Annotated in this window: 17 protein-coding genes; 6 read left to right on the top strand and 11 right to left on the bottom strand. The window is 67.3% G+C overall.

The window, feature by feature from the left end:
• Positions 1-49 precede the first annotated feature (49 nt).
• From infC to VT03_RS20320, 3 genes are all read left to right on the top strand, one after another.
• Positions 50-607 (top strand): translation initiation factor IF-3, encoded by a 558-nt coding sequence (gene infC / locus VT03_RS20330; protein ID WP_255378404.1) that lies wholly within the window; start codon positions 50-52, stop codon positions 605-607.
• Between the two features lie 168 nt (positions 608-775).
• Positions 776-3,061 (top strand): primosomal protein N', encoded by a 2,286-nt coding sequence (gene priA, locus VT03_RS20325; RefSeq protein ID WP_075094682.1) that lies wholly within the window; start codon positions 776-778, stop codon positions 3,059-3,061.
• 479 nt (positions 3,062-3,540) lie between these two features.
• On the top strand, positions 3,541-4,494 hold the full coding sequence (locus tag VT03_RS20320) for a DUF6384 family protein (protein WP_075094681.1): 954 nt from the start codon (positions 3,541-3,543) through the stop codon (positions 4,492-4,494).
• 38 nt (positions 4,495-4,532) lie between these two features.
• Here the strand turns inward: VT03_RS20320 and VT03_RS20315 are convergent, their stop codons facing one another.
• The 5 genes from VT03_RS20315 to VT03_RS20295 all read right to left on the bottom strand — a co-directional run bounded on the left by VT03_RS20315 (position 4,533) and on the right by VT03_RS20295 (position 16,585).
• Positions 4,533-5,141, bottom strand: coding sequence for a hypothetical protein (locus VT03_RS20315; protein ID WP_156514644.1), 609 nt, complete (start codon positions 5,139-5,141; stop codon positions 4,533-4,535).
• A 44-nt stretch (positions 5,142-5,185) separates the two neighbouring features.
• Positions 5,186-6,484 (bottom strand): protein kinase domain-containing protein, encoded by a 1,299-nt coding sequence (locus VT03_RS20310; protein ID WP_075094679.1) that lies wholly within the window; start codon positions 6,482-6,484, stop codon positions 5,186-5,188.
• Positions 6,485-6,599: 115 nt separating this feature from the next.
• Positions 6,600-7,952: a sensor histidine kinase gene (locus VT03_RS20305; RefSeq protein ID WP_075094678.1), complete on the bottom strand. Its 1,353-nt coding sequence runs from the start codon at positions 7,950-7,952 to the stop codon at positions 6,600-6,602.
• Positions 7,953-8,132: 180 nt separating this feature from the next.
• Positions 8,133-10,007, bottom strand: a complete 1,875-nt coding sequence (locus tag VT03_RS20300; protein ID WP_075094677.1) for a hypothetical protein — start codon at positions 10,005-10,007, stop codon at positions 8,133-8,135.
• 626 nt (positions 10,008-10,633) lie between these two features.
• Positions 10,634-16,585, bottom strand: coding sequence for an ATP-binding protein (locus VT03_RS20295; RefSeq protein ID WP_075094676.1), 5,952 nt, complete (start codon positions 16,583-16,585; stop codon positions 10,634-10,636).
• 374 nt (positions 16,586-16,959) lie between these two features.
• On the opposite strand from VT03_RS20295, the gene VT03_RS20290 reads away from it, so the two are divergent.
• Entirely contained in the window at positions 16,960-18,078 is a 1,119-nt protein-coding gene (locus VT03_RS20290; protein WP_075094675.1) for a class I SAM-dependent methyltransferase, read from the top strand.
• Between the two features lie 702 nt (positions 18,079-18,780).
• Here VT03_RS20290 and VT03_RS20285 read toward each other — a convergent pair.
• The 4 genes from VT03_RS20285 to VT03_RS20270 all read right to left on the bottom strand — a co-directional run bounded on the left by VT03_RS20285 (position 18,781) and on the right by VT03_RS20270 (position 23,121).
• Positions 18,781-20,250: a sigma-54-dependent transcriptional regulator gene (locus VT03_RS20285; protein WP_075094674.1), complete on the bottom strand. Its 1,470-nt coding sequence runs from the start codon at positions 20,248-20,250 to the stop codon at positions 18,781-18,783.
• 756 nt (positions 20,251-21,006) lie between these two features.
• The gene (locus VT03_RS33675) at positions 21,007-21,204 is read right to left on the bottom strand and encodes a YkvA family protein (RefSeq protein WP_075094673.1); all 198 of its coding nucleotides are present in this window, start codon (positions 21,202-21,204) and stop codon (positions 21,007-21,009) included.
• 185 nt (positions 21,205-21,389) lie between these two features.
• Complete coding sequence (locus tag VT03_RS20275) at positions 21,390-22,040, bottom strand: response regulator (protein ID WP_075094672.1); 651 nt, start codon at positions 22,038-22,040, stop codon at positions 21,390-21,392.
• A 1-nt stretch (position 22,041) separates the two neighbouring features.
• A complete protein-coding gene (locus tag VT03_RS20270; RefSeq protein ID WP_156514643.1) occupies positions 22,042-23,121 on the bottom strand; it encodes a sensor histidine kinase in 1,080 nt (359 codons plus the stop codon).
• 385 nt (positions 23,122-23,506) lie between these two features.
• Here VT03_RS20270 and VT03_RS20265 point away from each other — a divergent pair, with 385 nt between their 5' ends.
• On the top strand, positions 23,507-23,758 hold the full coding sequence (locus VT03_RS20265) for a DUF3302 domain-containing protein (RefSeq protein ID WP_075094670.1): 252 nt from the start codon (positions 23,507-23,509) through the stop codon (positions 23,756-23,758).
• Positions 23,759-23,807: 49 nt separating this feature from the next.
• Positions 23,808-24,947: an HlyD family secretion protein gene (locus VT03_RS20260; RefSeq protein ID WP_075094669.1), complete on the top strand. Its 1,140-nt coding sequence runs from the start codon at positions 23,808-23,810 to the stop codon at positions 24,945-24,947.
• 13 nt (positions 24,948-24,960) lie between these two features.
• On the opposite strand, the gene VT03_RS20255 is transcribed toward VT03_RS20260, so the two are convergent.
• Positions 24,961-25,746, bottom strand: a complete 786-nt coding sequence (locus VT03_RS20255) for an SMI1/KNR4 family protein (RefSeq protein WP_075094668.1) — start codon at positions 25,744-25,746, stop codon at positions 24,961-24,963.
• Between the two features lie 108 nt (positions 25,747-25,854).
• Positions 25,855-26,898 carry a DUF1254 domain-containing protein gene (locus VT03_RS20250; RefSeq protein WP_075094667.1) on the bottom strand — a complete coding sequence of 348 codons (1,044 nt, stop codon included), beginning with the start codon at positions 26,896-26,898 and terminating at the stop codon, positions 25,855-25,857.
• Positions 26,899-26,997 lie beyond the last annotated feature (99 nt).

Raw genomic sequence — 26,997 nt, 5'->3', positions numbered from 1 at the left:
AAAGCCGTGAGAGTGTCATGTTGCGTCAACCGCACACCTCACCGGACGGGTGTGGCGGGGGACGTATCGACAATTCCATTTCCAGACAGAGGGAGAACAGGCTATCGAAACGTCACATCGGATCAATGAACAGATCCGGATCACGCCGGTGCGCGTGGTGAATCAGAGCAACGACATGGTCGGAGTGATTCCCACGGTAGATGCTTTGCGAATGGCTTATGACGCTGGGCTGGATCTCGTGGAAGTCGCCCCGACGGAGCGGCCTCCCGTCTGCCGGATCCTGGACTACGGCAAGTTCAAGTACGAACAGAAGAAGAAGTCGGCCAAGAACACCAAGACGCATCAGGTGCAGATCAAGGAGATCCGCCTGCGTCCGAAGATCGGTGAGCACGACATCGACTTCAAGGTGAAGCACGCGCGGGAGTTCCTGGCCGAGAAGGACAAGGTCAAGCTGACGATTCAGTTCCGTGGCCGCGAGAACGCGCACCACGACCTGGGCCGCGAAGTGCTCAAGAGCATGATCGAGAAGCTGGCGGACGTGGCGAAGGTGGAATCGCCCCCCCGCATGGAAGGCCGCAGCATCATGGCGGTCCTGACGCCGAAGTAGTGTGACGTTGACGGTGGCGAACCGTATTGCGACAGCCAGGCCCATCCGGCCTGGCTGTTTGCATTAGCGGAGACGTCTTGCGCCTCGCGGCGCCGCATTCGTCACGCCGCCACTCCCGCTCTCCGCGCCCCCTACTGACTGTCCGTCCTCGACCGCTATCCTTCCTATGTGTCCCGCCAGCCCAACCTCTTCGATCTTCCCCCCGAACCGACTCCCTGGGAGCGGGCGGCCGAGGAGGATCGGCTGGTCGCCGCGATCGTCATCAACCGGCCAGTCGACACCGTCTTCCACTACCTCGTGCCGCAGGAGCTCCGCGACCTGATCCAGCCGGGGCAGCGGGTCCGGGTCCCGTTCGGGAAGGGGGACCAGCCGACCGTCGGTTACTGCGTGGACGTCACCCCGACCGCCCCCACGAGCAAGCGGCTCAAGACGGTCCTCGAGATCCTCGACCGGGAGCCACTGCTGTCGCGGCCGATGCTGGAGCTGACCCGCTGGATTGGCGAGCGATACCTGTGCAGTTGGGGACAGGTGCTGGAGAGCGTGGTCCCGGCCGGGGTGAAGAAGCAGGCGGGGACGCGGGAGATCGTCTGCTACGAGGCGGCGCACGAACTTCAGAACGGCCTCGACGCGCTCAGCCTTCCCGCCAAGCAGAAGCGGATCCTCGACGTGCTGCTGCACGCGGGCGAGCCGCTGGCGGTCGACGAGCTGTCGCGTCGGGCGGACTGCGGGACGGGACCGATCCGGACTCTTCGTGAGAAGCGACTCATCATCCCGGTGAAGCGCCGGACCACGCCGTCGGCGATCGACATCGGACCGGTGACGATCGAAACTGACCTCAACCTCAACGCGGACCAGCAGCACGTTCTCGGTGAGATCCTGAAGCTGATCCGGGAGGGGCGACATGAGACGGTCCTGCTGCACGGTGTGACCGGGAGCGGCAAGACCGAGGTCTACATCCAGGCGATCCGGGAGGTCGTGAGTTATGGCAAGCAGGCGATCGTCCTCGTGCCGGAGATCAGCCTGACCCCGCAGACGATCCGCCGGTTCCGCAGCCGGTTTCCGTCGGTGGCAGTGCTGCACAGTCATCTGAGCGATGCCGAGCGGCATGCGCAGTGGCAGCGGATCGCCGAGGGCGAAGTGCAGGTGATCGTGGGGGCGCGGAGTGCGATCTTCGCTCCCTGTCCGCACCTGGGGCTGATCATCATCGACGAGGAGCACGAGACGACGTTCAAACAGCAGACGTCGCCGCGGTACCACGCCCGGGAGGTGGCCCGCGAGCGGGCCCGCGTCGAGAAGATTCCACTGATCCTGGGTTCGGCGACGCCGACGCTGGAGTCGCTGCTGCGGGCTCGTCGGAAGCATGAGATGCTGCTGTCGCTGCCGCGGCGCGTCGAGCAGCGGCCGCTGCCGCCGGTGGTGGTCGTCGATACGCGGAACGATCCGCATGTGACGCGCGGGGAGTCGATCGGGCGGGCGATGCGGGTCGCCATCGGGGCGGCGCTGCAGGACAAGGGGCAGGTGATCCTGTTCCTCAACCTTCGCGGTTATTCACCGGTCCTGTGGTGCGGGCGGTGCGGGAAGGGGATTCAGTGTCCGGACTGCGACATCACGCTGACCTGGCATCAGGACCGGAAGCGGGCGGTCTGCCATAGCTGCGACTATGAGACCGCGGCGCCGGAGGTTTGTCCGGGGTGCGGGATGCCGGGGCTGAAGTACCTGGGGACGGGGACGCAGCGGCTGGAGAAGGAGGTGGAGGCGAAGTTCCCCGATGCGCGGGTGCTGCGCATGGACAGCGACTCGATGAAGAAGCCGGGGAGCCATGACAAGGCTCTCGATGCGTTCCGGCATGGGGAGATCGACATCCTGCTCGGGACGCAGATGATCGCCAAGGGGCTGGACTTTCCGAACGTGACGCTGGTGGGAGTGATCAACGCCGACACGCTGTTGCATCAGCCTGACCTGCGGTCGGCGGAGCGGACGTTTCAGCTCATCGCCCAAGTGGCGGGGCGAACGGGTCGAGGGAAGCGTGGGGGGAGGGTGCTGGTGCAGTCGGCGAGTCCGGACGAGCCGGTGATTCAGAAGGCGGCGAAGCACGACTATCTGGGGTTTGCGAATCTGGAGCTGCAGCATCGGAAGGACATGCTGGCACCGCCGTTCACGCATTTGGCGCGAATCATTTTTCGAGGTCCGGAGGAGTCGATCGTTCAGGCGGAGGCGCGGCGGGTGGCGGACTTGTTCAAGGAGCGGGCGAAGGGGCTGCCGGAGCGGGTGAGAATATTGGGGCCGGCGCCGGCGCCGATCCTGAAGCTCAAGAAGCATTATCGGTATCACTTGCAGTTATCGAGTGAGACGTTGCCGCCGTTGCAGATGTTGTGGCGGCTGGTGCAGAAGGAGGTGACGTTGGAGGGGGGAGTGGAGTTCATCATTGATGTGGATCCGTTGGATATGCGGTGAGTGGGGGAGAGGCGGAAGGCTTAAGGCTGAAGACGGAAGGTAGAGAGGAAGAACCGGGTCCAGGGGGACCCTGGTGGGGAGTGCAGAGGGGCAACGCCCCTTTGCCCGCCGGAGGCCTGGCCTGTCGAGAGATGTCTGAAGGAGATCGTGTCCAAACGCGAACAACGTGTCGTATGCCCCTTCACCAACCCGCAGGGATTGCAAAGCGAGCGGTGAGTCCTGAGCGCCGGTTCCACAAAGGGGACGTCCGTTGCTGACCACGGTTCCTCATGGAAGTGCCTCCGGCGGCAAGGGGGCGAGGCCCCCTTGACCCCAGTGGCCGTAGCACGTTGGGTTTGAGCTAAGACGTCGTGCCGGCGAGGACGGTGCTCGAGCGGCGACCGCGAACCGTGGCCGGAACTCCATGATCCTCCCTACGATTCCCTCCGTTCACCCGCCTGCCGTCGTCATCCCCCTCCGCTGCTCCAAGGAACGCCCGCGTGCCGGCACCCACCAAACCCGCCGACGAGCTCTCCCTGCCGGAAATGCTCCGCGTCATGGACCTCGCCCGCGTCCTCCGCGAAGAACGCGCCTCTCTCGAACGCGAATTCAACGTCACCGAAGCCCGCACCCTCCTCCGACAGAAACTCCTCGCCTCCACCGAGATCACCGGCGAACAACTCACCCCCGCCGAAGTCGACCAGGCAATCGATCAATACTTCGCCAGCCTCCACACCTACCGCGACCCACCCCTCTCGTTTGAGGTCCTCCTCGCCCACCTCTACGTCCGCCGCTGGATGCTCACCTGGACACTCCTGGGCCTCGTCTTCCTGGGAACCGCCCTCTGGCGCACCGTCCCCACCATGACCCCCGCCGCCCGCCAGACGCGGGTCGAGCAGCGAACGAGCGCCAACCTCGACCGCCTGCTGACGCTCGCCGACAGCGAAGCGATCGCTCCCGACGCCCGAACCGCGGTCGAGCAACTCCAGAACGAAGCCGCCGCCGCCCGCTCCGCGCACGACGCCGCCAAACTCCAGCAGATTGAATCCCGGGTCGTCGCCCTCCGCCGCGACCTCAACGAGGAGTACGAAGTCCACATCGTCACCGGCCGCAATCAGAAGAGCGCGATCGACCGCTATTACAACGATCCCGCGACATCCGCCAAGGAGCGGGAACCGGCCTGGTACGCGATCGTTGAAGCTCACAACTCCCGCGGCCAGCTCCTGATCCGACGCATCACCAACAGCGAGACCAACTGGACGTCCGAGGTCATGACCTGGGGCGAGCGCATTCCAGGGGAAGTCTACGAGCGTCTCAAGGCCGACAAGCGGGACGGCGTCCTCAACGAAACGCTCTTCGCCATCAAACGCCGCGGCTACCTTCAGGAAGAGGTCAAGCTGGCGGGAGCCGACGGAAAGCCGCTCCGGCGCACCGGCCAGATCACGACCTGGTAACCGCCCTTCAAAGACGCGGCGCAATCCAAATCGTCCAGTCACTTCTTCCGATCAAACACCAGCAGTTCCCACTCGCTCCAGTCGCCGCCGGGGGGCTTGTCGGCGGTGCAGCGGGCGGCGTCCCCTTCGACCGCGAGCGTCTCCTTCAGGTCCGGGTCGTTGAGATCGATGAGGCCGTCCTGCATGCGAGAGCGGAAGTGCAGCCGCCCGTCGACGAGTTCCAGCCGGACGTAGGACTTGCTCATGTCCCCCGGATCGAAGCGGTCTTCGTGGTGCCAGGCCTTCCCGCAGACCTGCTGGTCGTGCCGATGCAGCGAGAAGAACCGGTACTCCGAACTCGGGAGCCCCGCCCCGATCGCCAGGTTGTCGCGGATCGTGATGTCCCCGTGAAGCAGTTGGACCCCCGGGTTCTTCTCGATGAGCTCGCGCAGCCGGGCGGTTTCCTCGGCGGGGCGGCCCGCGGCCTCGCGAGCGGCCAATGTCGCCGGCCCGTTGCACCTCCATGCCCCCGCGAACGGTTCGAGCAGCGGTGTGGGCACCCCTTCCCCCCAGGCATCACGTCGACCGCCCCTGCCGCCGCCATCGCCGCAACCGAGGATCGTCAGCGTGCCGACCACCATCAGGACCGCTGCCAACTGGCGTCGCATGACATGCCTCGCAGGATCAGGGCCGGGGCTCACGATCGGAGAACTCAGGATCGGGACAGTCGCCGCAGGCTGGCCAGGAGCGCGCGGCGGAACTCGGCAATAGACGGAAACCGCTCCTCGGTCTTCTTGGCGAGGGCCCGGTGCACCGCCGTCACGATCCCGGGCGGAATCCCCTCCCGCCGGCCGGCGAGCGGGACCGGGTCTTCGAGCAGCACCTGGCACAGGGCCCGCGGGACCGCCGCTTCGAAGTCGTGCGTGTGCCGGCCCGCCAGGAGCCAGTAGAGCGTCGCGGCTGCGGAGTATTGATCGGACGCCGGCTGGGCGCGGCGGGCGTCGGTGATCTGCTCAGGGGCCATGTAGCGGAGCGTCCCCCGCAGCTCGCCGGTCAGTGTCAGGCCGCTCAGCTGCGTCTCCTGGTACGCCCGCGCGAGGCCGAAGTCCCCCAGCACCGGCCGGATCGCCCGCCCTTCCCGCTTGAGGAAGATGTTGGCGGGCTTCACGTCGCGATGGACAAAGCCGCTCGTGTGCGCGGCGTGCAGGGCGTCGAGGATCGGGAGGATCAGCTTCACCGCGGTGGCGATCGGGAGCGGCTCGGCGGACTTTTCCTTCCGCTGCGAGGTCCACTGTTCGAGGTTGTCCCCCTCGACCAGTTCCATGACGAGGAACAGCTCCTCGTCGGAACAGCCCCCTTCCAGGAGCGTCACGATGTGGCGGTGATTCACCTGTCGCATCACCTCGATCTCGCGGAGGAACCGCTGACGGTCGGCGGGACTCGTGGCATAGGCCTGCTTGACGATCTTGACAGCCACCTCCGCGGCATCGGCCAGACGCCGGGCGCGGTAGACCGTCCCCATCGCCCCTTCGCCGATCCGCGAGAGGAGCCGGTACCCGGGGGGCGACCAGCCGACCGACGCCGCCTCCTCCGGGATCAGCTCAAAGGAATTGTCGACTTCGGCCGTGTCCTGACGGCTCCCCGGCCCCAGATCCGGCCTCCGCGGCGGATGGAGGCCGACCACCGTGTCCTCGATCGTCTCGTGCGGCTCGAGCACCAGCGAGAGGCGGAACGTCGTCTCGCCTGCCTGGAGGAGATCGCCGTCCTTGAGGTCGGCGGTCTTGGTCAGCGTCCCGTTGAGGAGCGTGCCGTTGGAGCTGTTGAGGTCGAGCAGGCGGCAGGCGGGGGGATTGGCCTCGATCACAAAGTGCAGCCGCGAGACGTACGGGTCCTTGTCCCCCAGCCGGAAATGGGCCACGGGAGCCCGCCCCACGAGAAAGTGCTCGTGGTGGGCGAAGAGGAACTGCTCCCCCAGGTGGGGGCCTTTGACGACGACAAGCCGGATTTTCATGAAGCAACCGATGCGAGCGGCCGGATGCGGACAGCTTAGACCATTTTTCGAACCGCTGGGCAGGCATTACCGAATGGTGCCCCCCTCGTCTTCCTGAAAACGGACGACTGACGACTCACCTTGGCAGATGGATCGTGAAGACGGTCCGGTTGTCGAGCCGCGTGGCCGAGAGATGTCCGTGGTGATCCTCCGCCGCCTTCCGCGCGAGGGCGAGCCCGAGTCCGACCCCTTCGGCCTTCGTCGTCACGAAGGGATCGAACAGCGATTCGACCACCTCCGGCGCGAGACCCGGTCCGGTGTCGTACACCCGCAGTTCGACGTGGCCCCCCCCCTCCCCTTCGCGGGCCGCGATCTCGACCGCGCCCCCCGGCCCGCACGCCTCGATCGCGTTCAAGACGAGATTGAGCAGCGCCGCGCGGATCGCCTCGGCGTCGCGGATCGTGAGGTCGGGAACGCGGTCCGGCACCGTGAGCGTCACCTGTCCGTGCTGGCACGACGGCTGAACGAGCTGCGCGACGTCGTCGACGATCGGAGCCAGCGGACTCGCGACCGCCTGCGGATGCTCCCGGCGATGGAGCGTCAGGATCCCTTTCACCTGCTCTTCGGTCAGGCTGAGCTGCCGCAGGGCGACCTGCAGGCTCTCGTCGGAGCCCGAGGCGCACTTCCGGGCATGGAGCTGGATCGCCATTCGCGCCCCGGTGATCGCGTTGCGGAGCTGATGCGCCAGGCCCCCGGCGAGCTGGGCGATCAGGCCCGCCCGCTCGGTGCTGCGGATCTGCTGGCTCATCTGCCGGAGCGACTCGCACATCCGGTTGACGCTCGCGGCCAGGTCGTGGAGTTCGTCCGGAGTCGGTGGGACCGGGACCGGCATGAAGTCGCCGTTGGCGATCTGGGCCACCTGCGCCTCCATGACCCGGATCCGGCTGGCAAAGCGGGAGGCGATCCAGGTCGAGAGTCCCACGACGAGGATCAGCGTGATGGCCCCCACGACAAGCGGCGGGGTCGCGGCCTGCCGCCGTTCCGCCGTCCAGCGATCCTCGGGAACGAGCAGCAGCAGATTTCCCGGCGGGGACGACTCGACCGGAATTGCCACGGGCAGGAACGACTGCGTGCCGATCAGGACGCGGGGGGCGTCGTTGAGCCGCGCGAGGTCGAGTTCGGCCGCCGCCTCGGGGGTGGGAAGCGTGAGGGTTTCCGGATCGGTGAGGGTCGAGGACAGGATCCGGCCCCCGGCGTCCCGCAGCAGGACCTCGGCTCCCAGGAGGCCGCGGAGCTGTTCGAGCATCCGGGCGTTATAGTTGACCTTGAGCGTCGAGAGCGTCTGGCCGACCTGTCGCAGCCTCAGCCCGGTCTCTTCCTCAGCCCTCCGGATTGCCGACGAGGCCGCCAGCAGCGTCAGCACAACAACCGCCGCCACCTGGAGCAGGGCAAACGGCAGGAGAATCTGCAATCGGATCGGCCAGCGCACGCGAGGACCTCGGAAGGGGTGCGCTATCGTAGAGGGGCCGAGGGACCAGGGCCTAGGGTCCGGAGACGCGAGGCCGGGTTGTTAAACACCAAGACACAAGGGGGCACCAAGGACACAAAGTTGGCCCCTGGTGCTCTTGGTGTGATCCTGGTGCCTTGGTGTTTCACTTCCTGTCCGGGATCACTTTGCGGACTCTTCCACGCGCTCGACGGTGACGAGGAACATCATCTCGACTTCCGGACGCTTTGAGGCGACGTGCGACACCGGTTGGATCTGAGCCTCCGGAGCGACCGTCCCCAGCGAGATAAGGCCGCCAATCACCGCCGTCTCACCGAGCGCCAGTTCCAGCTGCGTATTGATTCTCCGGCTGATGAGACCAGGAATGGTGAAGCCGTTGACCTGAACGGCGTTGCTCATGTCGCGTTCGGAAATCTCCGGCGCGACATCGATCCGGACACGATTCCCTCCCACGGCGGTCACAACCGACTCCATGCGGATGCCGAACGGCCGGAAGCTCGTGCCGTTCGATTCCGGAACGGGGAACTCGCCTCCGCTCATGAACGTGGCCGGCCGGTTGATGGCACTCACGAGACTCGGAGCACACACCACGCGGGCACACTTCTCGCTGACTGCGTCCTTCAGGAATTCCGGGGACCGGGCCAGCCGGGAGAGCGCTTCGGACAGCGTCCCCTGGCTGTCGTCCCCCTGATGGCCGTGCCGCTTCAGCAGCGCCTGACCTTCGGGCGTGGCAAGCTGGTCCCGATCGAACTCGATCATCCGGACACGAATCGAAATCATCTGCGGCACGCCGGCCAGCCGCTCCACGCGCTGGACTTCCTGCTGGAGCTCGGCAATCTGGCGATGGAGCTGTTCGACCCGGTTCCTGGCCTGCTGCTCCAGTTCATTCGCCTGCCGCACCAGCTGGTCGGCATGCTGGGGAAGTCCTCCCTCCCGAAGCTGATTGGCGGCCATCCGGAGATGCTCCCCGGGAGACATCGCCTCCCGTCCCTGGCGGGGGGCCGAGGCGGGTGCCGGAGCGGTGCGGGCCGGAGTCGCGGCCACCGCGGGACGGGGCTTCTCCGTCGGAGGCGCGATCGGGGGCGCCTTCGATCCGGCATAGCCGAACAGCTGCGACAGGTGAGGCAGCTTCTGCAGGATCGCCGGCGGCTCGGCGGGACCGGGCAACGGTGCCGGAGGCCGACGCGGGACGATCGCGATCCCCGGCCTCTCCGCCAGGACGGCGGCGGGGAGCGGAGCGGGAGGGACCGGACGCGGGGCCGGAGGCAGCGGTGACGAGGCCGCGGTCGGGATCGGCGTCGGCTCGGGGTGCCGCTCGCCGGTGTGGTTCTGGAAGATCGGACGCGGACAGTCGAGGGAGTCCTGGATCGGATGCGGATCGGCGGTCGGCTGGAGGACAACGACGCGGAACCCCTGCCCCGCCGCCTGGATGATCCGCTCGGCGGTCGCCGGGTCCGGGAACAGCAGGTCTTCCACCGCTCCGACGTCGACCGCCCGCTGCGGGACGCCGCCCGCCGGTGTCGCCCGCTCACGATGGGGTGCGGACGAGGAAGTGCCGGTGACCGCCTCGATCCGCTGGATCATCCGGTTCCGCAGGTGATGGAGGGAGCTGACCGGCCCCATCTCACCGACGAGGTTGCCGATCGACGTCACGCCGCATGAACCGTCCGCCTTCTGGCAGCCGGCGTCCGGAGCGACGACGCCGAACGGAAGCTTCAGATGAACCACGCCGGCGTCGCGATCGATGACCTCAATGGCGAGCGCCGGGCGAGACGGTTCGGGGTACAGCCAGCGCACGAGATGACGGACGTACGGAAGCTCCCGCAGGCGGGCGATCCCTTCCGGCTCGGACGTCGCGCGGATCCGCACGACCCCCTCGGCCGAGGCGGCGATCGGGGCAGCCGGGGCGGGGGCGGCTTCGGTCTTTGTCGGCGGAGCTCCTCCGGCCAGGGCGCAGCTCGAAGCGAGGCTCAGCGAAACGCACGAGGGGAGGACGACCGAGCGGGTCAGACGACGGAATGAACGAGACGCGGGCATGTCGCACCCCTCCCTGAGTGACGTGAGCGACCGGCGGAATCCGCCGATTCGCGCGGACTGTAGACAAGAAGTCGAGAACGGAGCTAGGGCATTTTCCACACCGTCCGGGCGGGCGTCCGGACGTCAAACGTAGGGAAATCGCTGGGGAGCGTGGCTTGGGGATTTGAAACGCAGAGGCACAGAGAGCGCAGAGAGAGGAGAAGGGAGCCACAGATCAACACAGATGGACACAGATCAAGGCAGGAGGCCCGAAGGGTCGTCCGTTCTTCCAGCCAGGGCCATCGGCCCTGGTCAGGCCGAAGAACGACATCGACGGCCCAACGGGCCAGCCGTTCGATTCCGAATGGTTGTGCGAAGCGTCCGTGGCCCAAACGGAATGGTCGGCCCTTCAGGCCTGTTCTCTCTTCTGTTCCGGACGATTCCAGGGCCGGTGGCCCTGGCTGGAAGAATGTCTGGCCCCTTGGGCCGAAGAGCCTGTCGGCGGCAGAAGCGGAGGGGCCGCTGGAATTGGATGCCTAGCCTCTATCCCTGTCTTTATCTGTGTCCATCTGTGTTCATCTGTGGCTCCCTCTTCTTCTGCTCTCTCTGCCTTCTCCGTGCCCTCTGCGCCTCTGTGTTTCAAACTCTTACCGCACGGTGCGGGCCGGAATGGCGGCGAGGATCCGCTTGAGCTCTTCGGGCTGGACCGGCTTGTGGATCAGGCCGGTCATCCCCGCCTTCTCGCACTCGCGGTGGAATCCGCCGGCAGCGTGGGCCGTCATCGCCAGGATCGGGAGCGGCGTCTCGGTCTCCCCTTCCTGGTCGCGGTAGCGGCGGGCGGCGGTCAGGCCGTCCATCTCCGGCATCTCGATGTCCATCAGGACCACGTCGAACGTCTCGGCCGCCAGCCGCTCGAGCGCCGCGGCGCCGCTGTCGGCCGTCGCCGGCAGGTGGCCGAGTATCTCCAGCAGCCCCTCCGCCACGTCGCGGTTCACCTCGCTGTCGTCCACCACCAGGATCCGCAGACCGGTGTCCGTCGGCGCCGCGGCCGAGTCGGTCGCGATCGGGAGACCGGCCGAGGCGCTGCGGCGGTCCAGCACCTCCACGAGGGCCGCCGGGGTGACCGGCTTTTCGATGATCGTCTGGATGCCGCGGCCGGCGAGCGCCTGGTAGATCGCCTCGGCCCCGCCGGGGATGAGGGCCACGACGTCGGCCGGGGCGACGTGCTGTTCGTCGATGAGCCGCTCGATCAGGCTCAGCTCGTGAGCCGCCTGGAGCGGCAGGTCGATGAGGAGCGAAAGCGGACGGGCGGAGGCGGGCCGCTCGAAGTAGTGGCTCTTCGCCTCGCTGAAGAGGCTCGTCCCCCAGACCTCCCGTCCGGTGGCGGAGAGACGCTGCTCATGCAGGGCGACCACCGAGGGATCGCGGGCGAAGACGACCCACGATTCCGCCTCCCGCGCGGCGGAAGGCCCCGCGACGGTCGTCATCAGCACCGGCGAGACCGGCAGCGGCAGGGCGACGTGGAACGCGCTTCCGACCCCTTCCTGGCTCTCGACCCAGATCCGGCCGTGCATCAGCGCCACGAGCTGCGACGAGATCGACAGCCCGAGTCCGGTTCCGCCGAACCGCCGCGTGACCGACGCCTCCCCCTGGTCGAACGCCTCGAAGATCCGCTGCTGGTTCTGCGGCGAGATCCCGATCCCGGTGTCGGTGACGACGAAGTGGATCTGCCCCGTCTCCGCCAGTCCCCATCCGGCCGGTTGCGACTCCCGCGTGACCGTGATGCCGATCCGCCCCCGGGAGGTGAACTTGAGGGCGTTGCCGATCAGGTTGACCAGGATCTGCCGGAGGCGGTTCGGATCGCCGGTCGCCTGGGCCGGGACGTCGGCGGCGATCCGCACGTCGAGGTCGAGCCCCTTGGCGGCGATCGGGACCGCCAGGAGCCGGGCGGCGTCGGCGACCGTCTCGTGCAGGTCGAACGGGATGGCGTCGATGTCCATCTTCCCCGCCTCGATCTTGGAGAAGTCGAGGACGTCGTTGAGCATCGCCAGGAGCGACCGCGCGGAGCGGCCGACCGTGTTCAGATAGCCGCGCTGCCGCTCGGTCAGCTCGGTCGAGAGCGCCAGCTCCGCCATCCCGATGATGCCGTTCATCGGCGTGCGGATCTCGTGGCTCATCGCGGCCAGGAACCGGCTCTTGGCCCGGTTGGCGTCCTGGGCGGCGTGGGTCGAGGCGACGAGCTGGACCTCCGCCTCGCGAAGCTCGTTGGCGACGCGGGCCAGCTCTTCGTTGGAGGCGGCGAGCTGCTCCGCCCGCTCCTGGACCGCGGCGGTCCGGTCGCGGACCCGCTCTTCCAGCGTGGCGTTGAGCTGCTGGAGCTGCTGGAAGCCTTCGGCGTTCTCGAGCGCCGCGCCGGCCAGCGTGGCGATGAAGTCCGCGATCCGTTCCTCGTCGGTCCCGACCGCCTGCCGCAGGTCCGGGCAGACCGAGTACAGGACGCAGGTGATGTCGCCGCGGACCATCACGGGCGCGCAGAGGGCCGCGTGGGCGTTCCGCAGGCCGGTCCGCTCCGAAGGCTCCGCCGAAACGACCTGCCGCAGCTCGATGGCCCGCAGGACGAGCGCCTCGTCGTAGTCGAGCCCTCCCCGCTCCGACGGGGTCGACGGGTGTCCCTGCGCGTCGACCGGCACCAGGAAGACCCGCTCCGACCGCAGCAGCCGTTCCGCCGCCGTCTGGACCGCCTTGCCGATCAACGTGAACGACAGCGCGGAGGTGATCGTGCGTCCCGACTTGAGCAGCATGTCGAAGCGGTCGACGAGCGAGATCGTGGGAGCCGCCTCCTCACCGATCCGCAGCGCGGACTCGAGCCGCCGGATGAGGGAGTCGCCGCTCCGGAGCCGCGCCGCGCGGAGATTCACCGGGGGAGCGGGGTCGGTCCAGCCCATCTCGCGGGAGAGCCGGGCCCGGGCGGTCCGGGTGACGGCGGACTCGACCTGAGCGTCGAGCCGTTCGGCGGCGCGGAGGCTCTTCTCAAACGCCCGCCACGCCCGCCGCGGACGGCCGAGCATCGCCTCGATCAGTCCCAGTTCGCGATAGAGATGCGGCAGCTCATGCGGATACCGCCACGCCTCCAGCATCGCCTTGCGGAGTTCCCATGCCCCCCGCCGGAGGCCGGCGGTCCGTCGCGCGGGACCGAGCGAGGCGTCGGCCTGGGCGCTCGTCCGCCAGGCGGTCACGAGCCAGGCGCGGATGGGCAATGTGTAAGGATTGCTGACGCCGGCCCGCCGGACCGTCTCGCGGGCCCGTTCCAGCAGCTCGACCGCCTGGAGCGGATCGCCGGTCGCGATGAGCTGGATCGCCTTGGCGAGCAGGACCTGGGCCTGCCCCTGGGCGTCGGTCCGGGAGCGGGCCAGTTCCTGGTCGATGATGTGCGGCGGGAGGCTGCCCCCGGTCGCCCGGACCCAGACGTCGAGGATGATCCCCGAGGCCTGCTCGTCGCCGAGCGTGATCCCCGAGGCGTAGTTGCGGCGGCATTCCTCGAGGGCCCCTTCGAGGTCGCCGAGGCGGTACAGGCAGGCGGCGATCTGGTAGCGGGCGATGTGGACCTGCCACAGGTCGCCCATCCGCTCCAGGATCTGGATCGACTGCCGGCATTTCTCGATGCACTCGTCGTACCGCGCGGCGGCGTAGAGGACGATGCCGTGATAGTGGTACGACTGCCCCTGGCCCCACTGGTCGCCGAGCTGGCGGCGGATCTGCAGGGACTTGAGGGCGTACTGTTCGCCGCGGCGGTAGGCGGCGGTCAGGACCATCGCCGGGGCGTGGTTCGAATAAATCTGCGCCAGCTCGAGGCTGGGAAGGAAGACTTCGCCGCAGTTCATCCCGCGGAGGTGGGCCCACATCGCCAGCGGCAGGCTGCGGCAATACCAGCAGGCGTGCGAGAGACCGCTGTAGAGCCGCAGCGCCAGCCGCTCGCGCGGATCGGGGGTCCGCATCCGGGTGTGAACGAACAGCCGGGGGAGGAGCGTGTGGGCGACCTGGACGACCGCCTCGACGACCAGCTTGATCCCCAGGCTCACGCGATTGCGGGGGATCGAGGCCCCCAGCAGCGCGAGCCCCCGTTCGAACTCCTGGGCGGCGGCCTCCATGTCCCCGCGCTTCATGTACAGCTCGCCCTGCTTGCTGCGGACGTCCGCTTCGGCGGCGGGACCATCGGCGAGGCGGGCGGCCAGGTCGAACAGCCGCTGGGCCCCTTCGTATTTCCCGCGGAGCATCAGGACTTCGCCCAGCCCGTCGGCGACGAGGAACTGCGTCGACCGCGCCGCTCCGGTCACTCCCCGCTGGGCGATGCGGTACTGCTCCTCCGCCAGCTCGAGGGCGTGGTGCTGATGGGCGCGGCGGGCCGCCTCGACGGCGTACCGCAGGGCGCGGGGATGCTCGCCGGCGGCGTCGAAGTGGTGGGCCAGCTCGGCGATCCGGTCCGGATGCGCCGTTTCGAGGTAGTCCGCCACCTGGCGATGCAGCCGGCGGATCTCCTCCTCGGTGAGCTGCCCGAGGAGGCTTTCGCGGATCCGGTCGTGGGAGAAGGTTCCGCTCCCGTCATGGTGATTGAGCCACAGGAGATGCCGCTGCCGGGCTTCCTGCGCGGCGGCAAAGGCTCCCTCGGCCCGGACGCCGGAGAGCTCCATGGCGAACTTGAGGTCGAACGTCCGTCCCAGGACCGCGCCGGCCGCCAGGAACCGGCGGACCTCGGGAGCGAGCAGGTCGAGACGCCGCGACAGGAACGAGGCGGCCTGCGTCGCGAAGCCCGCCTGGGTCAGGACGCTCTCGTCGACCCGCCATCCCTCGGGCCCGGGGAGGATCGCCTGAGTTTCGACCAGGCCGTGCAGGATCGCCGAGGCCATGAACGGCACGCCGTCCGAAAGGCGGATGACGGTCTCGAGGGCCGCCTCGGGGAGCCGCCCGGCCATCGACTCCGCCAGCCGCCGGATGTCGTCCGCGCCGAGCGCCCCGACGCGGACCATGTGGGCGTGCGGGACCCGCCGCAGCGGGTGCGAGGGGGGGACTTCGTCCGCGCGGAACGAGACGACGATCTGGACGTGACGCGTCCCGGCGGGGCGGTCCGCCTGGACGACCCGCCAGTGCTGGAGCAGCCGGTGGACGAGATCGGCGGCCCACTGACAGTCGTCGAGAAGGATGACGACCGGCTCCTGCGGGGTGCCGAGGGCGTCGAACAGGCGGGCGATCGCTCCGAGCGTGCGGGACTCGCCGCCGGGCCCCGCGTCGCCGACGATCCCGGAGGCGTCGCTCGCCAGCGGGCCGAGGGTCGGAAGCGATTCGGCCAGGAGGGGAAGGTCGGTCGAGAGCCGGCTCCGCAGCCGCTGTTCGAGTTCGGGCCGCGCGTGGGCGAGGGTCATGACGCCCGCGGCGACTCCGTCGATGACTTCAAGCGGCTGGTGGCTGCTCTCCGTGGTGGCCCGGCCCCGCAGGACGATGGCCCCGGTCTGCGAGATGCGGACGCTGAACTCCGAGAGAAGCCGCGTCTTGCCGAAGCCCGATTCCCCTTCGACGAACGTGAGGTCCGCGTCCCCCGCCAGGGTCGCGGCGAACGCCTCGTTGAGCTGCCGCAGTTCCTCGGCCCGGGCGACGAACGCCGATTCGACGAGGACGCCCCGCCGGTCCTGCGCGCCGACGCCGAGGTCCGGGTCGGTCTCTCCCTGGTTCAGCCGTTCGAGGAGGGCCTCGACGTCCGCCTCGACCGCCTCGACCGACTGGTACCGGACGCGGCTGTCCCGCGCGAGGCACCGCTGGAGGATCTCGTCAACGACGCGGGGGACGGGGACGCCGATCTCGCGGATCTGGGGAGCGGGGCGGGTCGCCTGGCGGTGGAGGAGTTCGTTGAGCGACGTCCCTTCGAACGGGGTGCGGCCGCTCAGGCATTCGAACAGGATGCAGCCGGCCGAGTAGAGGTTCGAGGCCTCGGAAAGAGGCTCGTCGACGACCCCGGTCTGTTCGGGGGGGAGGTAGCGGACGACGTCGATCAGGCGGGGGGTGTGGCTCCCTTCGCGCTGCAGGATCGTGACGGCGTCCGGCGAGAAGTACCCGGCGATCTCGACGCCGGCGGGCTGCTTGAGGTCTTCGAGGAACAGGCTGTCGGGCCGGAGGGAGCGGTGCAGCAGTCCCCGGCCGTGGAGTTCCCGCAGCCCGGAGAGGAGCGAGCGGAACAGCTCAAGGGCGGGCCGGCAGTCGAGGCGGGCGGAGCGGAGGTGGCTGGCGAGCGAGCGTCCCGCCGGCCGGCTGAAGGCAAACCAGAAGTGGCGCTTCTCCTGCCCATGAGCCAGGAGGGAGGAGATCCGGGGAGACCCGATCCCTTCCAGGACGGCCGCCTCCTGTTCCATCCGGGCCATGGCACCGGGGCTGGCTCCGTCGGTGGGGATCAGCCGCAGGAAGATGTCCCGCCCGGTGGTGATGTCCTCCGCGAGGTACGCGGTGCTGGACGGGGAGTGGCGGACCGTTTGCGCAACGCGAAAGCGTCCCGCCAGGAGGGAACCCTCCGGCGCGGAATGTCCTGAACGGACTCCCGTGGGGACGACCTTCATCGAAAAGTTCTAAAAAAAGTGGCGATTCGGAGACACTTGAAATGTCTGGAAGCGTCTTGCGTAGTGCCGTGAGCGCGGCGGGTGGGGTTGTGACGGCGCGCATCGCAAATCCATGCCTCGCCTCAACAACAGGTAGCACGAAATTTCCCTTCCGGCGGCAATCGTCCGTCTGTTCCGGGAGATTCCTGATGACAACGGCTGTCACAATGTTGCCACTTTGCAACAAGATCACATAACGCGCTCAATCGCGACGACGATGCGATTCGATGCAGCCTTGACATTCCACATAATCGATAGCACGCTGGGTTCACGAGGGCCAAATTTCAACGGAGTTAAAGATTTCCGCGGCATCGCCGCATTTGGATATTTTGTAAATGAATTCTTCCGCGGTCCCCGGTTTCGATCTCGACAACTTCTATTCCGTTGACGTCAAGGCATTCACTGACGTTCTGAGCTCTCTGGAGCAGCGGATTCCCAAGGACGCGGAGCCGCAGGACGATGCGTTCCTGCAGGAGCTGACGGCGGCGATCCATCGCTCCCGGGTCGATTGCCGGGTGGCGGAGAAGGCGATCGGAAACAACCCGCAGCTTCTCAAGGAGGCGCAGGAGCAGTTCCGGGCCCGGATCTCTCCTTACTTCGATCAGAGCTGGTTCATGCATCGGGCCCGGACGAAGCCGCGGGGCTATCCGGGGGACTACGAAACGCTGACCGGGATCTACGACGGCAAGACGAAATCCACGGGATTGGGCGGTTATCTGGACCTGTACTTCCTGCGGAGCGACCTGGCGGAGGCGGTCCGCACGCGTCTCAAGGCAGTGCAGAAGTTCATCGTCAAAGAAGTGTTGAACCGGACGGAGCGGGTCTCGATTCTGAACGTCGCTTCCGGTCCGGGGCGGGAGTATGACGCATCGTTCCGGCTGATTGACGACAGCGTGCATCTGACGTGCATCGACACGGACGAATCGGCTCTGGAGCACCTGCGGGCGGAGGCGGCTACGGGTAAACCCGGAGAGCTGGATCTGACGTGCGTTGTCTACAACGCGCTTAAGACAACCTCTTCCGAGCGGAACCGGGACCAGTTCGGTACGCCGGATATTATCTATAGCGTTGGTTTGTGCGATTACATTCCGGACCGTTATCTGGTGAAGATCCTGGCCGGTTGGCGCGATACCGTCGGTACAGACGGAATTGTTTACGTGGCCTTTAAGGACGCCTTAAACTACCACGGTGCCGAGTATCAGTGGCATGTGGACTGGCACTTCTACGAGCGGACGGAGGAGGATGTCCGGGAGTTGTACCGGCAGGCGGGTTACAACGTGGATGCGTTGGAGGTGGCCCGGGACAAGACGCGGATCATTATGAACTTTGTGGCCCGGGGAGCGGCCTTGGCTCAGGGGGTCCGGGTGGATCAGGCGGAGCGGGTGCGTGGGCCGCATATCCGGTTCGACCGGTCGCCGTCGGCAGATCCGGCAAAGTCGCGCGTTGCGGAATAGCGACGTGGGGGCGGGAAAGACGGAGGGGACGGGTGCAGAGCCCGTCCCTTTTTTTGCGCGCTGACGGAACAGCCCCCTACCGGGTCCAGGGGCACCCTGGTGGGGGATGCAAGGGGGCCTGTGTTGCTTTTCTGGCCCTCCTGCCCGCCGGAGGCCGTCTCGTCGAGAGTTATCTGAAGGAGCACGTATCCAAGCGAGGACAGCGTGCCGGATGCCCCCCACATCAATCCGCAGGGACAGCAAGGCGAGCGTTGAGAAGTGACAGAGCCACCGTTCTGGCTCGCACAGAGAGGATTTCTTTCGTCCCTGACGGGACTGCGCGGTCGAACGGGGCGTCAGCCCCACCCTTGAAAGGGTGGGCTATTTTTGGCCGTCCCTGGCGGGACTTCCTGCCGGTCGGGGCTGAGGAAGACGGCGCCGTTGGAGTACACGCTTCAGCGTGCCCCGCTGGACACCGTCTGTTCGAAGACCACGCAGCGGACAGCCTGAAGGCTGGACTCTAACGGGACGCGATCATCTTTCGGCGCTCGCTCTGAAATCGCGGCGGGTTGGTGGGGGGCATACGGCACGCTGTCCTCGTTTGGACACTCGCTCCTTCAGAGAGAGCGAGACAGGCCAGGCCTCCGGCGGGCAAAGGGGATTCTCCCCTCTGCACTCCCTGACCAGGGTAGCCCCTGGACCCGGTATGGCTGTGCCCGTCACTCAGTCCCCGTGATCGGCGTCCTCAATCGTCACATTCTTGTCCAACTGAATGTTGAACGCCGCAATCCGGTCCCGAATCTTGCCCCGCGTAATCCCCAGAATGTCCGCGGCCTTCGTCTGAACCCCCTTCGTCTCCTGCAAGACCCGGGTGAACAGATACCGCTCCATCATCTCCAGCGTCTCGGCATACAGGTCCGTCGTCCCACCCTGCAACCGACCATCAATGAACGTATGCAGGTCCGAAGGAGGCAACCCGTCCGGCGACCGATCCGACGCCGCAGCGGACGACGCACGCCGCGGATTCGTGAGCTCGGTCGGCAGGAACTCGGGAGCAATCACCGGCCCCGTCGTGTTCAGGACGGACTGGCGGACGACGCTCTGCAATTCCCGGACGTTTCCCGGCCACGAATACGCGATCAGGACGCTCAGGGCCTCGGGTGAGATCCCCTCAAGGTCCGGCTTGTCCAGGTCCCGCCGAGCCCGCGTCAGAAAGTGCTGCAGCAGCAGCGGGACGTCGTCGGGACGCTCGCGGAGAGCAGGAAGGAAAATCGTGACGCCGTTCAGCCGGTACAGCAGGTCCGCCCGGAACTCACCCTCTTCGACCATCTTGTCGAGGTCACGGTTCGTCGCCGTCACCACCCGGACGTCGGTCGAAATCGTCTCGTTCCCCCCCACGCGCTCGAACCGCTGCTCCTGAAGGAGCCGCAGGACCTTGCTTTGGACGAGAGGCGACATGTCCCCGACTTCGTCGAGGAACAGCGTCCCGCCGCTGCACTGTTCGAATTTCCCGATCCGCCGCCGGTCCGCCGACGTGAACGCCCCCTTCTCATGCCCGAACAGCTCGCTCTCGAGCAGCGTGTCGGGAAGGGCGGCGCAGTTGACCGCCATGAACGGCTGGTTGCGGCGATTGCTGTGCTGGTAGAGCGCCCGGGCCACGAGCTCCTTGCCGGTCCCGCTTTCGCCCCGGATGAGGACGGTCACATTCTGCTTGGCGACCCGCCCGATCGACTTGAAGACCTCCAGCATCTGCGGGCTGCGGCCGATGCAGACATCCCCGTTCTCTCCCGTGGTCTCGCCGATCGGCACCGCCACCGGGACATTCATCAGCCGGCGCGTTTCGAGGGCCCGCGAGATCAGATCCGCGAGCTTCGCCACCTCAAGCGGCTTGGCGACGTAGTCGTACGCCCCCAGCTGCATCGCCTCGATGGCGGTGTCGCTCCCGGCCCCCGCCGTGATGAAAATCACGGGGAGCCGCCGGTCGATCGTCTGGATCTGGCGGAAGACGTCGAGCCCCGAGGTATGCGGCAGGACAATGTCCAACAGGACCGCGTCCGGGCTCTTCTCGCGAATCAGGCGGAGGCCGTCATCGGCCGAGGCCGCCGTCAGGACCTCGACTTGCAAAGGCGCCAGCGATCTTTGCACGAGTTGCAGGACACTGCGATCGTCGTCAATGACCAACACACTCGCCATTCAACACCATTCCGTACGTATGTTCAGCGGCTCGTCCCGCCGAATCCCCGGCAGAAAAACCGCCCAGCCTGGAAATGCGCATCCGTCCCAGCTTGCGAGCGATAATAGCTGTGAAACGCTACATCTTGTAGTGGACGCATGTTGAAACAGTGGTCCCTACCCAAGAAATCCCTTGACGGCCGACTGGAGTGCAAAAGTCGCTCCAGACGGAAACTTCTCACCCGTTCCGCTGCAAATCGGGTGTTTCGTGAGTGGCGGTCTCTTGATTTGTCTCGGCCGCCGCAGACGCGCTTCCATCGGACGGCTCGGCGGGAATCAACCGGCGTCCGAGTGAAATCTCCGGCTTCGTGGCTCGGTCCCCGTCACCACCGGCATTCGGTGGGGACGCGAAAAAAAGAACTTGCCGCCTTCGAAAGCGGACCTAGGTTTATCTCGTTCGCGACGGCCGACGCCGTCTCGGACAACGCCGCTGCGGCCAACCGAAACGGCCGTGACCCGCGGACAACAATCTGACATCCGGAAGCGTGGCAAGGTGAGCTGGGAGCTCGAGGGGACCTTGCCACGCTTTTTTTATGCGCGTGGCCAGGATTGATTGCGCTCGGCTCTCTTGTCAGTGCTTCTTGCGGCGTCGCTCTCGACGCCTTCCGTCTGCTGCGTACGAACGGGGCGACGACTTCCCCGTGAGCTGTGGTTCGTGGTTCCGCACCGCGGGACGACGTCGCTCCGCTCGCACGCTCCTCTGTTCCGATCGGCCGCTTACCGCGGTTGCGCGCGGGTCGTCGGGATCACCGTCGACCGCCGCTCGCCGCGAAGCAGTTGCCGTCCCTGGTTGAGGGCCAGCAGCAGCACCACGAGGTCGTCCGCCCAGCCGGCCACCGGGACGATGTCCGGGATCAGGTCGATGGGCGAGAGGATGTAGAGAGCGGCAGCCGCAATCAGGAGGAAGCGTTTCATTCGCGCGCGGATCACCTTCAGGTTCGAGAGTGAACGGGAGGGGAGAAGCCAGGGGTCCGACGTTCTCGGGACCGGCAGAATCCTATGCAGGGTGAAGTCCCCCTGACCCCGAAATCGACCGAGAATCCAAAATCCCTCCGCCCCGCCATGGCGCCACGCTGCAGCCCACCCGCTCGGCCGGCACATCAGTCCCGGAGCCACCCCTGGGCGACGGCGAACCGCACGATCTCCGCCCGGCCGCGGAGGTGCGCCTTCTGCATCGCCCGGCCCTTGTAGGTCTCCACGGTTTTGATGCTGATCTCGAGCCGCTCGCCGATCTCCCGGTTGGTCAGTCCCTCGGCGATCATCCGCAGCACCGATTGCTCGCGGTCGCTCAACGTCTCGACCGCCCCCTGCTCCGCGACCCGGGCGGTGAGCTGGTCCACCATGTGGCCGATCAGGTGCGGCGCCACGTACCGCTCGCCGCTCACCACGGTGCGGATCGCCCGGATCAGGTCGTCGGCGGCCGACTTCTTCAGGAGGTAGCCCGACACCCCCAGCAGGAAGAGCTGCCGGAGATAAGCCGCATCCTCGTTGGCCGTGAGGGTCAGGACCACAGGAGGAGACGGAAGCCCGCGGACGTGCGACGTCAGCTCGATCCCGTTCATGCGGGGCATGCTCAGGTCGATGATCGCCAGGTCCGGCCGGAGCTCGGCGATCCGCTCCAGGGCGGCGACGCCGTCGGACGCCTCGCCGACAACCGACAGATCGGGTTGCGCCTCGATCAGGAGCTTCAGCCCCGCCCGGACGAGCTCATGGTCTTCCGCGAGGAAGATGCGGATGTTCTGCGCGGGCATGTCACACCTTGAGGGAAATCCGGGCGAAGACGGTCGTCCCCTGTCCTTCCGTCGACTCGATCTCGAGGCGTCCGCCCACCGCTTCCATCCGCTCCTTCATCCCCCGCAGCCCCAGCCGCGCCGGCGCGACGGATGGCGCGGCCTGCGCGGAGAAGCCGCGGCCCCGATCTTCGACGATGAGGTCGATGTGGTCGGCGTCCCGCGTCAGCAGCACGTTGACGGCGTCCGTCGCGGCGTGGCGGGCCACGTTCGTCAGCGCCTCCTGGAGGACGCGGTATAGGGCGGTCTCGATTTCCTCGGGAACGCGGCGCCCGTCCCACCCCCGGCACTCGAAGTCGACCGGCAGGCCCGTCATCTCCCGCCACGACCCCAGGTAGTTTTCGACGGCGGTGGTCAGCCCCAGGTCGTCGAGCACCGACGGCCGCAGGCGGACCGCCAGATGGTGAATCTCGTCCATCACCTGCCCGATCAGCCGCCGCAGGGTCTCCAGGCGGCCCTGCACGTCTCCTCCGGCCTGCAGCGACTCCGTGAGAAGTTTCAGCTCCAGGCGCATGGCGGTCAGGTCCTGGCCGCACTGGTCGTGGAGGTCGCGGGAAATCCGCCGCCGCTCGTCCTCCTGAATGCTGACGATCCGCCGCAGGAGGCTCGTGCACTCCGCCTGCGCCTCCCACCGCTCCCGGACCTCGCGTTCGAGCAGCGCCTGCTTCTCCTGCAGCTGCAGCGCCACGGCGTTCGCCCTCCGCTCGGCGGAGCGGGTGAGCTCCGTCACCGTAATCGCCAGGACCCCGGTCGCCACGTACCACAGCGTGGCGACCTGGGCGTCGGCCCCGCTGACCTGAAACGAGCCGCGGGGGGAGGCGAAGAAGTAGAAGGCCGAGAGGAAGCCGAGCACCATCGTGGTGGTCGCCGGCCCCGGCCCCGCGTACCACGCCATCGCGATCGTGGCGATGATGTACGTGATGTACGGTGAGCGCTCGCCGAAGAGGGGATCGAGCCACAGCCGCACGAGCGTCGCGATCAGCACGGCCAGGATCGACGACAGATAGCGGGCGGCCTGGGACATCACGGACCGGACGGACACCGGAAACGACCGGCACCGCTCCAACGGGAGCGCATGCCTCGGCGCGGACGCCTCACGGAATAATGATCGCAAATCGGCAATGTTCAATCCTGCCGCGGAAGGCGGGGAAGGGCCGGCGGTGAAGGCGGGGAGGGGCAGCCGGCACGGCGTCCGCGCCTGGACCGCTCTCCTTCAGAGATCTCTCGACGGCCAGGCCTCCGGCGGGCAAAGGGCCAGTAAAACAACACAGGCCCCCTTGCATCCCCCACCAGGGTGCCCCTGGACCCGGTCTGGAGGACGAATCATTGTCGCGATCGCTCGGATGTGATTGACTGCCCACCAGCCCTCTCGCCTGTCCGCTCTCCCAACGTTCGCGCGAACGTCGCCCCACTCCCGGAGCCTCCCCATGCTCGACGTGATCACGATCGCGATCATCCTCATCGTGGTCGCCGTCAACGTCTTCTTCCTCCTCTGGCTCGCCGCCCTGCCGGGAGCCATCGCCCGCGACCGCCACCACCCCCAGGCCGAAGCGATCACCTGCTGCGGCTGGCTCAGCCTCCTGACTCTCTTCGCCACCTGGCCCATCGCCCTCGTCTGGGCCTACACGAACCCCGCGCACGTCCGCGTCGACGAACCCCGGCCGCCCGCCAAAGCCTGACGCCCGACCGCCGCTTCGCGCCTCGCTCTACCGCTCCCGGAGTCGTCCCATGATCGCGCTCCTGATCGATATCTACGCCCTCCTCGTCTGGCTCGTCTTCTTCCGCTTCAAGCTCCTCAAGTTCGACCTCAAAGCCAAAATCGCCACCGCCGTGATCGGCGTCCTGTTCTGCTTCGGGATCCTGATTGCCGTGAACTTCCTCCACCCGCAGTCGCTCGACGCGCGGATCTTTCAGCAGGTCGTCCCGGTCGCCACGCGGCTGCCGCAGTCGGGCCGGGTCGCGGAGGTCGTCGTCCATCCGAACGTCCCGGTGAAGAAAGGGGATGTCCTCTTCCGGATCGATCCCGAGCCGTTCCAGATCGAGGTCGACCGCCTGGAAGCGGCCCTCGCCGAAGCGGAGCAGAACGTCCCGCAGCTCAAGGCGACCTACGACGCCTCGGTCGCCACCATCGACCGGCTGAAGGAAGAATCCGCGTTCGCCAGGCAGGAGTTCGCGCGGTTCGAGCGGCTGGCCAAGGAGAACGCCGCCACGCAGGAGCAGTTCGAGGAAACTTCCCGCAACCTGCGGAGCGCCGAGGCCTCCCTCCGCGAAGCGGAAGCCCAGTCCGCCAAGGCGAAACTCGCGATGGAGGCCAAGACCGCCGACGGCGAGAACGTCGACGTCGCCCAGCTCAAGGCTCAGCTCGCCCAGGCACGGTACGACCTCAACGAGACGACCGTCCGGGCACCGATCGACGGCTTCGTCACCAACCTCGAGCTCCAGCCGGGCTTCGTTGTCCAGCCCGGAGTGCCGGTCCTGACGTTCGTCTCGAATCCCGACGGAGTCGTGGTCGTCACGCTGCCGCAGGAGTACCTGGGAACGATCGAGCCGGAGGACGAGGTCGAGGTGGCGCTCGACATGTACCCCGGCCGGATGATCCGCGGGAAGGTCGAGAACGTGATCTGGGCGACCGGCCAGGGACAGCTCACCCCCAGCGGCCAGCTCCCGACGGCGACCGAGAGCTCTCCGGCGGGCCGGTTCGCCATCAAGGTCCGAATCGACGAGGACGAGCAGAAGCGGTACCGGCTCCCCGCGGGGGCGGCCGGGGCGGCGGCGATCTATACGAAGTACGGCACTCCGTTCCGGATCGTCCGCCGGGTGATCGTCCGCTGGTACACCTGGCTCAACTACCTCCAGATCGCCATGTAGGCCGGCCTGCGCGTCACTGCGCCGGAGCTCCAAAGCGGCGCTGCACCGCATCCGCCTCCGCGTATCCCTTCTCGGTGAACTCGACTCCGAGCTGACCGTTCTGAAGGAGTTTCCCCTTGGCCAGCTCCACCTGCTGAGCGAGGTAGTTGGTCCACGACGGATAGAAGACGTAGCCGTCCTCGGCAAAGCAGTGGAAGACCGCCCCCTCGTCGGCCTTTCGCGTCGGGTCGAAGAACATCCCGTCCCCTGCCTCGTCGGCGATGACGGCGATCCACGGATAGCGGTGCGACAACCAGCCCTCGAACGTATCCGTCAGCTTCGGATTCTCCTTCACCACCTCCTCCATCTGTGCCTTGAAGACTCTTCGCTGCTCGATCGCCGCCTCGAGCGGAAGGAAACGCCCGTCGGCAAAGGCGTGCGGCCCGGCCCCCTCCTTCGCCCCGTTCCGCCACCGGTAGAGGGCCCGCAGGTCGTCGGGCAGCTGGAAGGCGTGCTCGGTCTCCAGCCGCTCGATCGCCGCGTCGTCGAGGCCCGGCTGGAGCGCGGCGAGGGCGGCCGGGGCTTCGGCGGTCAGGAAGGCCTCGTACTCGCCCAGCAGCTCTTCCGCGGTCGCGGCGACCTTCGCGGGCATCGGCGGAGCGTCGGGATAGAGCTCCTCCCGGTTCGGCGTCGGGATCATCATCTTGGCGATGTCCGCCCCGTCGAACCCGCTGAGCTTCACCCAGGCGACAACCCCCGCGCACAGAGCGAACAGGATCCCCAACGTCACGAGGCCGGCAATGATGAACCCGCGCAGCATTTCAATTGCTCCCTGATTGAATGCCCCGTGGCCGCAGGCGGGGCGGTCGTCCGCTTCGCAATCACGGCCGGCGACACGCCCCCTCTCCGCGCCCCCATCAGGAACAGGTCACTTCACGGGCTCGGCTTCGGGGAACGTCCACGAACCGTCCAGGATCTCCTTCCGCGGGCGGTAGAGCCGCACGAGGTAGTTCCAGCCCGGCATGATCGGAAGGCAGTTGGGGGTGCCGCCGCAACCGCCGAACTGCACGGTCACCGAGCCGTCCGCGTTCGGCCTGGCGGTGACGTTGTTGAGCGTGTAGGCGTTCTCGGGGTTCTTGTCGTAGAAGCCCTCCTTGTCGTAGACGCTGATCGACCAGAACCCGTCGACGGGGACGTCCTTCACGGTCAGGCGGTAGACCGTCTTGCCGTCGTTCGCTTTCGGTACCACCCCGACGTACAGCGCGTCGGCCAGCGGGTTGCCTCCCCAGCCGGCGGCGGTTCCCAGGAGATGCTGCACCGGATCGACCTGGTCCTTGCGGCCGAACATCCGCTTGGAGTCGAGGCCGCCGTTGGCGGCGGTGAGCGCCAGGAGCGCCTCGCGGATCTTCTTCTGCGACTCCATGTCCCAGCGGGGGATCTGGAAGGTCCCGGCTGACTTCTGCTCGGCCCGGATCGCGTCCTGCAGAGCGTGGACCGCCTTGAGGTCCTCGGGATCGGAGGGGTTCACGAAGATCCGCATCGCGGCGGTCACGTACCGCGTCCCGACTCCGTCCCGCGTCAGGGTGTGGGGGCCGGGCCGGTAGACCACTTCCGGGGTGTAGTGGTCCTCATTGATAACCTGCATGGCGATGAACCGCTTTCCCGCGTCGGGGAGCGTGATCGTCACGGGCCCCGCGTCGAGATCGAAGACCCCCATCGAGTAGAGGGTGTCGCGATTGAGCCGGATCACCGTCTGCATCTCGATCGGCGCCAGCTCGCGGGTGTGATGGAACTTGCCGAGCGACCCCTCCCCCACGAAGCGGGCGAAGTACATGTCGCTCTCGGCGCGGGCGAAGTTGTCGACCGTGACCCGCACGGGGGCGGGATCGTCCGCCGAAGCGGCGGGCGGGAGGGACACGGCGCTCAGCCATGCGGCAACGAGGAACGCGGGCATTGGAAGGGCAAGACGCATCAATGGTCTCCGGAAGTGCAGTGGGGGGGCCGAATCGCGGGAACGGCTCGGGCCGACAATGAAGACAGGAAGGTCGAAAGGACTCCGCTCAGGCTCCTC

It is taken from the genome of Planctomyces sp. SH-PL14 (assembly GCF_001610835.1).
In the GTDB taxonomy this organism is placed as follows: Bacteria; Planctomycetota; Planctomycetia; order Planctomycetales; family Planctomycetaceae; genus Planctomyces_A.
This window is presented reverse-complemented; position numbering and strand designations above follow the sequence as displayed.